Origin of the sequence: Streptomyces sporangiiformans (assembly GCF_005768555.2) — a bacterium.
Lineage (GTDB): Bacteria > Actinomycetota > Actinomycetes > Streptomycetales > Streptomycetaceae > Streptomyces > Streptomyces sporangiiformans.
Map to the genome: position 1 here is coordinate 141716 of NZ_VCHX02000352.1, position 6140 is coordinate 147855.

Annotated in this window: 4 protein-coding genes; all 4 read left to right on the plus strand. The window is 69.7% G+C overall.

The features are described 5' to 3' along the window. The first annotated feature begins 87 nt into the window (after positions 1–87). The 4 genes from FGD71_RS47135 to FGD71_RS47150 all read left to right on the plus strand — a co-directional run bounded on the left by FGD71_RS47135 (position 88) and on the right by FGD71_RS47150 (position 6021). On the plus strand, positions 88–396 hold the full coding sequence (locus FGD71_RS47135) for a YtxH domain-containing protein (protein WP_119106794.1): 309 nt from the start codon (positions 88–90) through the stop codon (positions 394–396). Between the two features lie 189 nt (positions 397–585). After that, on the plus strand, positions 586–2070 hold the full coding sequence (locus tag FGD71_RS47140) for an FGGY family carbohydrate kinase (protein ID WP_119106795.1): 1485 nt from the start codon (positions 586–588) through the stop codon (positions 2068–2070). Positions 2071–2302: 232 nt separating this feature from the next. Further along, on the plus strand, positions 2303–4036 hold the full coding sequence (locus FGD71_RS47145; RefSeq protein ID WP_119106796.1) for an ABC transporter ATP-binding protein: 1734 nt from the start codon (positions 2303–2305) through the stop codon (positions 4034–4036). Next, the gene (locus FGD71_RS47150) at positions 4036–6021 is read left to right on the plus strand and encodes an ABC transporter ATP-binding protein (protein WP_119106797.1); all 1986 of its coding nucleotides are present in this window, start codon (positions 4036–4038) and stop codon (positions 6019–6021) included. The genes FGD71_RS47145 and FGD71_RS47150 overlap by 1 nt, the downstream gene beginning before the upstream one ends. Positions 6022–6140 lie beyond the last annotated feature (119 nt).

The window sequence follows — 6140 nt, forward strand, 5'->3', positions numbered from 1 at the left end:
CGACACATACATTAGCGCAAGCAGGGGGGTGCTCCGCCAATCGGTTCCCCCTACGACCGATGCCGACTCAAGGGAAGGGTGGCCGTCATGCGCTACCGGCTCACGTTCGTCGTCGGACTCGCTCTGGGTTACGTGCTGGGCACGCGAGCCGGGCGCGAGCGCTACGAGCAGTTGAAGAAGACCGCCCGGCAGGTAGCCCAGAACCCCGCGGTGCGCAACACCGCGGAGTCGGCCGCCCACCAGGGACGTCAGTTCGCCGGCAAGGCGTATCACGTGGTGAGCGAGCGGGTCGGCGACCACGTCCCGGAGTCGGTGGCCGGGCGCGTGCGCTCCCTGCGCGAGCGCAACACCAACGGCGTGGTGCCCGACGACGACTGGGGCTCCAGCAATACGTAGCCCTCCGACACGAAGATCCTCAAACACTCAAACGCTCGGACGCATGGACGAATGGGGTGCTCTGCGCCACGTGGCGGACTGCGGTGCGAACGACAGTCAGCAGGTCAACGCGCGGCGGCCGCGACGTCGGCATGAGCGCTTGCGACTCACCGGTACGGCCACGTCCGGCGGTACGGCAGAATTTCCGCCATGGGGATAGTCGCCGGGCTGGACAGTTCGCCCGATTTCACTCGCATCGTCGTCTGCGACGCGGACAGCGGAGCCGTGCTCCGGCAGGGGTACGCCCCGCATCCGGTCGACGGCGGCGCCGAGGGCGGCCGGCCTTCGGACGTGGACCCGCAGGCCTGGCTGCTGTCCCTCGGTGAAGCGGCGAGCGGCGGGCTGCTCGAAGGCGTGCAGGCCATCGGCGTCTCGGCGCAGCAGAACGCGCTCGTGCCGCTGGACACCCAGGGCAACACCGTGCGCCCGGCGCTGGTCGGCGGGGACAAGCGGGCGCAGGTCGCGGCGGCCGATCTGGTCGACGCGCTCGGCGGCCGCGAGGCCTGGGCCCAGGCCGTGGGCTGCGTACCGCAGGCGGGGCAGCCGGTGACGAAGCTGCGCTGGCTGGCCAAGAACGAGCCCGATTCCGCGCTGCGCACCGCCCTGCTCATGCAGGCGCACGACTGGCTGGTGTGGCAGCTGCTCGGCCGGCCCGCCCGCCGGACCACCGACCGGGGCGGGGCCTCCAGCACGGGCTACTGGAGCGCGGCGAACGGAACGTACCGGACCGATCTGGTGGAGCTGGCGCTCGGGCACCAGGCACTGCTGCCCGATGTTCTCGGCCCGTCCGAGGCCGCGGGGACGACGCCCGAGGGGCTGCTGATCTCGGCGGGGACGGGCGAGACGATGGCCGCGGCGTTCGGGCTCGGGATCGGGCTCGGCGACGCGGTGGTGTCGCTGGGCGCCTCGGGGTCCGTGATGGCCGTGCACCATGAGGCGCTCGTCGACCCGTCCGGAATGATCACCTCGCTCGCGGACGCGACGGGCATGCATCTGCCGGTCGTCACCACGCTCAACGCCGTACGGACACTGCGCGGGACCGCCGAACTCCTCGGCCTGCCTGATCTGGAGAGCCTGTCCGATCTGGCGATGAAGTCGACTCCGGGCTCGCACGGGCTCGTACTGCTGCCGTATCTGGAAGGCGAGCGGGTGCCCTCTCTGCCGCACACGGCGGGGACGCTGTCGGGGCTGCGTCGGGAGTCGATGAAGGCCGAGCATCTGGCGCGGGCGGCGTTCGAGGGCATGCTGTGCGGGCTCGCGGACGCGTTGGACGTGCTGCGCCGCCGCGGTGTGGAGGTGCGGCGGATCTTCCTCCTGGGCCAGGCCGCCGAGCTGCCCGCCGTGCAGGCCTGCGCGCCCCCGCTGCTGGGCGTGCAGATCGTGGTGCCGCAGGCCGCCGACTACGCGGCGATCGGTGCGGCCCGGCAGGCGGCCTGGGCGCTCGGCGCCTCGCGGGGCACGCTCGATCCGCTCGGCGTCGCGCAGGGCACGTTCGATCCGCGGCAGCCGCCCGCCTGGCAGGGGGCGACCGCGCAGGTCCTGGAGCCCGGCGAGGAGCTGGCGGTGGGGCAGGCCGTGCGGCAGCAGTACACGTCGGTACGCGATCAGACGCACCCGGGCGCCCTCAGATCCTGAGAGTCCAGAGCTCCTGAGAATCCAGAGCTCCTGAGAGTCCAGAGCCCAAGGTCCAGGGCCCAGGGCGTCCGGAATCATGCGTTCCGGGAAGCTTGATGCCTCTTACGGGGTTTCTTGCCGGGTTCTTGGAGCGCTCTTGGCGTAATTCGCTGGGGTAACGCCGGTGGCTGTCCGACGATGGGGCGTGGTGCGTCACCGTTCCCGCCCCCTGTCGCCGACCCGAGAGACCAGCGTGCTCATACGACTCCTGCGGACCTACCTCAGGCCATACAAGAAGCCCATCGCCTTACTGGTGCTGCTGCAGTTCCTGCAGACCTGCGCCACCCTCTACCTGCCCACCCTGAACGCGGACATCATCGACGACGGTGTCGTGAAGGGCGACAGCGGCTACATCCTGTCCTTCGGCGCGCTGATGATCGGTGTCTCGCTGGCGCAGGTCGTGTGCAACATCGGCGCCGTCTACTACGGCGCCCGCACGGCCTCGGCGGTCGGCCGCGACATCCGGGCCGGCGTCTTCGACCGGGTGCAGTCGTTCTCCGCGCGGGAGGTCGGCCACTTCGGGGCGCCGTCGCTGATCACCCGCACCACGAACGACGTGCAGCAGGTGCAGATGCTGGCCCTGATGACGTTCACGCTGATGGTGTCGGCGCCGATCATGTGCGTGGGCGGCATCGTGATGGCGCTCGGCCTCGACGTGCCGCTGTCCGGTGTGCTGCTCGCCGTCGTGCCGGTGCTCGGCATCGCGGTCAGTCTCATCGTGCGCCGCCTGCGCCCGCTGTTCCGCGCCATGCAGGAACGCCTGGACACGGTGAACCGGGTGCTGCGCGAGCAGATCACCGGCAACCGCGTCATCCGTGCCTTCGTCCGCGACGCGTACGAGGAGGAGCGCTTCCGGAAGGCGAACGTCGACCTCACCGAGGTGTCGCTCGGCACCGGGCGGATGCTGGCGCTGATGTTCCCGATCGTCATGACCGTGGTGAACGTGTCATCGATCGCGGTGGTCTGGTTCGGCGCGCACCGCATCGACAGCGGCGGGATGGAGATCGGCGCGCTGACCGCGTTCCTCGCCTATCTGATGCAGATCGTCATGTCCGTGATGATGGCCACCTTCATGTTCATGATGGTGCCGCGCGCCGAGGTCTGCGCCGAGCGCATTCAGGAAGTCCTGGAGACGCGGAGCAGCGTCGTGCCGCCGACCGCTCCCGTACGGGAACTGCGGCGCCACGGCCATCTGGAGATCCGCGGGGCCGGATTCCGGTATCCCGGCGCCGAGGAGCCGGTGCTGAAGTCCATCGACCTGGTGGCGCGGCCCGGCGAGACGACCGCCGTGATCGGGTCGACCGGCAGCGGCAAGTCGACGCTGCTCGGCTTGGTCCCGCGCCTTTTCGACGCCACGGACGGTGACGTCCTCGTCGACGGCGTGGACGTACGGACCCTTGAGCCGCGACTGCTGGCGCGCACCGTGGGCCTCGTCCCGCAGAAGCCGTATCTGTTCGCGGGCACGGTGGCCACGAACCTGCGGTACGGGAATCCGGACGCGAGCGACGAGGAGCTGTGGCACGCGCTGGAGGTGGCGCAGGCCAAGGACTTCGTGGAGCGGCTGGAGAGCGGGATCGACTCCCCCATCGCGCAGGGCGGTACGAATGTGTCGGGCGGCCAGCGGCAGCGCCTCGCCATCGCCCGCACGCTCGTACAGCGCCCGGAGATCTACCTCTTCGACGACTCGTTCTCGGCGCTCGACTACGCGACGGACGCGGCGCTGCGTACGGCACTCGCGCGCGAGACCGCCGAGGCGACCGTCGTGATCGTCGCGCAGCGCGTGTCGACCATCCGGGACGCCGACCGGATCGTGGTCCTCGACGAGGGGCGGGTCGTGGGGACCGGCCGCCACAACGAGCTGATGGCGGAGAACGAGACCTACCGGGAGATCGTGCTCTCCCAGCTGACGGAAGCGGAGGCGGCCTGATGGCAGGGCCCATGGGGCGCATGATGGCCGGGGGCGGGCCCGACCAGCACTCGATGGACTTCAAGGGATCCGGGAAGCGGCTGCTCGCGCAGTTCAGACCCGAGCGGGCCACCATGTACGCGATGCTGCTCGCCGTCGTCCTGAGCGTCGGGCTGTCGGTCGTGGGCCCGAAGATCCTCGGCCGGGCGACCGACCTGGTCTTCGCGGGGGTCGTCGGGCGGGAGATGCCGGAGGGCGCCACCAAGGCCGAGGTGCTGAAGTCCATGCGGGAGCGCGGGGACGACGGGGTGGCCGACATGCTCTCCGGGACGGACTTCACGCCGGGCAAGGGCATCGACTTCACCGCGGTCGGCGAGGTGCTGGGGCTCGCGCTCCTGGCGTTCGCGGGCGCCGGACTGCTGATGGCCGTGGCGACGCGGCTGGTGAACCGGGCGGTCAACATGACCGTGTACCGGATGCGCGAGGACGTCCAGACGAAGCTGTCGCGGCTGCCGCTGTCGTACTTCGACAAGCGGCAGCGCGGTGAGGTGCTCAGCCGCGCCACCAACGACATCGACAACATCGGGCAGACGCTCCAGCAGTCGCTCGGACAGCTCATCAACTCGCTGCTGACGATCGTCGGCGTGCTGGCGATGATGTTCTGGGTGTCACCGCTGCTGGCCTTGGTCGCGCTGGTCACGGTGCCCCTGTCGTTCTATGCCGCGACCCGCGTCGGCAAGCGGTCGCAGCCGCACTTCGTGCAGCAGTGGCGGTCGACGGGCAAGCTCAACGCGCACATCGAGGAGATGTACACCGGGCACACGCTCGTCAAGGTCTTCGGGCGGCAGGACGAGTCGGCGGCTCAGTTCGCCGAGCAGAACGAGAAGTTGTACGAGGCCGGGTTCAAGGCGCAGTTCAACAGCGGGGTCATGCAGCCGCTGATGATGTTCGTCTCGAACCTCAACTATGTGCTGGTGGCCGTGGTCGGCGGGCTCCGGGTGGCCTCGGGGGCACTGTCGATCGGTGACGTGCAGGCCTTCATCCAGTACTCGCGGCAGTTCTCGATGCCGCTCACGCAGGTCGCCTCCATGGCCAACCTCGTGCAGTCCGGGGTCGCCTCGGCCGAGCGGATCTTCGAGGTGCTCGACGCGGAGGAGCAGGAGGCGGACCCCGTGCCGGGCGAGAAGCCGATGGCGGTCGGGGAGGCAGGAGTCGGGGAGACAGGCATCGGAGAGACAGCAGAGGTACGGGAGGTACGCGGCCGGGTCGCGCTGGAGAACGTGTCCTTCCGCTACGACCCCGAGAAGCCCCTCATCGAGGACCTGTCGCTGAAGGCCGAACCCGGTCATACGGTCGCGATCGTCGGTCCGACCGGGGCGGGCAAGACGACGCTGGTGAACCTGCTGATGCGGTTCTACGAGGTCACCGGTGGGCGCATCACGCTCGACGGGGTCGACATCTCCAAGATGTCGCGCGACGAACTGCGGGCCGGGATCGGCATGGTGCTTCAGGACACCTGGCTGTTCGGGGGCACGATCGCGGAGAACATCGCGTACGGGGCCTCTCGCGAGGTCACGCGCGCGGAGATCGAGGAGGCGGCGCGGGCCGCGCACGCGGACCGGTTCATTCGTACGTTGCCGGACGGGTACGACACCGTCATCGACGACGAGGGATCGGGGGTGAGCGCGGGTGAGAAGCAGCTCATCACCATCGCGCGGGCGTTCCTGTCCGATCCGGTGATACTGGTGCTCGACGAGGCCACGAGTTCCGTGGACACGCGGACCGAGGTGCTGATCCAGAAGGCGATGGCGAAGCTGGCGCATGGGCGGACGTCGTTCGTGATCGCTCACCGGTTGTCGACCATTCGGGACGCGGACACGATTCTGGTGATGGAGAACGGGGCGATCGTGGAACAGGGGGCGCACGAGGAGCTGTTGGGAGCCGGTGGCGCGTATGCGCGCCTGTACCAGGCGCAGTTCGCTCAGGCCGTGGTGGACGTGGACTGAGGGCTCCGCCCCGGGGGGCGTGGGGGGTTTCGCCCCCGCCGCCCCTACCCGTCCCATCCCGTACCTGGGGGCTCCGCCCCCAGACCCCCGAATCGGCCTGAACGGCCTCGTCCTCAAAC

Coding starts and splice junctions, on each gene's coding strand:
- FGD71_RS47135 (WP_119106794.1), top strand. CDS start 88: ATGCGCTACCGGCTCACGTTCGTCGTCGGACTCGCTCTGGGTTACGTG.
- FGD71_RS47140 (WP_119106795.1), top strand. CDS start 586: ATGGGGATAGTCGCCGGGCTGGACAGTTCGCCCGATTTCACTCGCATC.
- FGD71_RS47150 (WP_119106797.1), top strand. CDS start 4,036: ATGGCAGGGCCCATGGGGCGCATGATGGCCGGGGGCGGGCCCGACCAG.